The organism is Protofrankia sp. Cj3 (genome assembly GCF_917627355.1).
Classification (GTDB): domain Bacteria; phylum Actinomycetota; class Actinomycetes; order Frankiales; family Frankiaceae; genus Protofrankia.
In genome coordinates, this window is sequence record NZ_CAKJTR010000194.1 from 1 (window position 1) to 2258 (window position 2258).

The 2258-nt window shown below is 72.7% G+C and carries 3 protein-coding genes; all 3 read right to left on the reverse strand.

Annotated elements, in window-relative coordinates:
* Positions 1-309, reverse strand: a 309-nt coding sequence (gene tsaB, locus MJ783_RS19670; RefSeq protein ID WP_239312456.1) for a tRNA (adenosine(37)-N6)-threonylcarbamoyltransferase complex dimerization subunit type 1 TsaB, incomplete at its 3' end; no start/stop codon positions are given.
* Between the two features lie 81 nt (positions 310-390).
* Positions 391-870 carry a tRNA (adenosine(37)-N6)-threonylcarbamoyltransferase complex ATPase subunit type 1 TsaE gene (gene tsaE / locus MJ783_RS19675; protein WP_239312472.1) on the reverse strand — a complete coding sequence of 160 codons (480 nt, stop codon included), beginning with the start codon at positions 868-870 and terminating at the stop codon, positions 391-393.
* Between the two features lie 80 nt (positions 871-950).
* Positions 951-2258 (reverse strand): alpha/beta fold hydrolase (locus MJ783_RS19680; RefSeq protein ID WP_370651719.1); only part of this gene is annotated, 1308 nt, incomplete at its 5' end.

A 2258-nucleotide genomic window follows, 5' to 3' on the forward strand; every position in this document is an offset into this window, starting at 1 on the left:
GGCGGGCCGGCCGAGAGCGTCCGCGAAGGCGGCCGCGGTCACCACGCCGACCCGCAGACTCGTGAACGGCCCCGGCCCGAGGCCCACCACCAGCGCGTCGAGATCGGCAGGGCATGCCGACGCCTCGTCCAGAGCCTCCCGGACCAGCGGTACCAGCAACTCCGCGTGCCTACGTGGATCCACGACCTGACGTGCCGCCCTGCGGGTCACCCGCACAACGCCCGTGCCGGCGACCGGCTCGGCCCATTCGACGTCCGCGAGAGCGACCGAACAGGCGGGTGTCGCCGTGTCAACAGCGAGAAGCAGCACGCCTGACAGCCTAGTGGTCGCGCCGATCAAATCGCATGATCAAACAATTCCAACCCGCGACTGTTGCGGTCGGTGACCGAGCTATTCCCCGGCCGCCGCCCACAACGACCGCAGGCGGGTTGACCATTCACCGTCGCTGCCAGCCATCCGGACGACGCGGACGCCCCCGTCGCCACAGTCCTCGGCGCCAGCGCCGAGTCCCGGCACGGCTTCGGGCGGCCGCTCGATCTCGACCCGCAGATACGTGCTGGCCAAGCCCTCCACCAGTCCCGAGCCCCACTCGACGACCGTCACGGACGTCTCGATCTCGGCGTCGAGGTCGATGTCCTCGACCTCGACGACCGCACCCAGCCGGTAGGCGTCCACATGCACCAGGGGCACTCGGCCGTCATCGTGCACCCGGGCGATCACGAAGGTCGGCGAGGTGACCGCCCCGGTGACACCCAGCCCGGCGGCGATGCCCTGGACGAGGACCGTCTTGCCAGCGCCGAGCGGCCCGGCGAGTATCACGAGGTCTCCGGCGCGCAGCCCGCCGGCCAGCCGACGGCCGACAGCACGCATGGACCGCGCTGTCGGAGCCTCGACCAGCCAGCCCTCTCCGTCGCTTCGGGCGAGGAAGGCGACAGGCTCGGGCGGGCCGGTCACGATGTCCGGGTCCGGAGGTCCTCCGGGCCGCGGTCATGGCGGGCGGGCGCGGCCTGGGTGCGGGCTCCCGGCGGGCGCGGCAGGCCTCGCGGCCGGGCCGTCGCCCGGTTCACCAGCGCGCGCAGTGCCTCGTTGACCTCGTTGGGGCGCTCCAGGGTGACGGCGTGCCCAGCCCCCGCCAGCACCACCAGGTCCGCCTCGGGGAGGAGTTCGCTCAGCGTCCGGCTGTGCTCCAACGGGGTCATGACGTCAGCGTCACCGACGAGGATCAGCGTCGGGGTCGTCACCAACGCCGCCGCGGCAGCGATCTTGTCGTGGTTGATCAGCGCTGGCAGGAAGGCTGCCATCACGTGCAGCGGCGTCGCGGCCACCATCTTCTCCAGAAAGGACACCAGCGGCGGCCCGACCGCGGCCGAGCCGAAGCCGATCCGACGGGTCGCGGCCCACGCTACCTGACTGCCATGGCGGCGGCCCCGCTCCAGCAGCGTGGGGGCGTACCGCATACCGACCGCGAGACCGGGCAGCGCGGTGCGCAGCATCTTCGTCGCCGCCACCGGCAGGCCGAAGGTGACCGTGGCCAGGCTGCCCGCGCTGGTCGACACGAGCCCGACCCCGACGATCCGGCCGCCGAACAGCTCCGCGTGCGCGTCGGCCAACGCGAGAATCGTCATTCCGCCCATCGAGTGCCCGACGAGGATCACCGGTCCAGTCGGCACCACCTCGGCCAGCACCTGATACAGATCATCACCGAGCTGCTCGATCGTGCACGCCGCGACGTCCGATGCGCCGGACAGGCCGTGGGCCCGCTGGTCGTAGAACACCAGCCGGCCGCATTCGGCGAGCTCTCGACGTTGGAACGTCCAGAAGTCGAGGCTGACGCAGAAGCCGTGGATGAAGACGAGGGTGAGCGCGGCACCGGGATCCCCGACGACCTCGACGTGCAACGGCACGCCGTCCGAAGCGACCACGGTGGTCGGCTCCCCCCCGACCAGCGGCACGAGATCGTCGTCTCCCGGCTCGGGCAGCGATCCCTCCCCCGGCTCGGCCAGCTCGGCTGTCCGGCCGGAACCGGGCCGGACCCGCCGCCGCGCCGCCGCGCCGGCAACGACAGCCGCGGCGAGCCCGGCGAAGGTCACCGATCGCGCGGCCCGCGAGCCGGCGACAGCGCGGCCGCCGCGGGCAAGCATCCGCCCGGCGCCCAGCACCTGGGCTGAAGCTGCCGTCCACGGGCCACCGGGCGGCAGGCCGTCATCATCGAGCGGCACGCTCACGGCAGACCGTTTTCCAGCCCGGCGGAGCCGGCC

Bases quoted from the DNA above. Each gene is read 5' to 3' on its own strand.
- tsaE (WP_239312472.1), bottom strand. From the start codon at position 870: ATGCGTGCTGTCGGCCGTCGGCTGGCCGGCGGGCTGCGCGCCGGAGAC.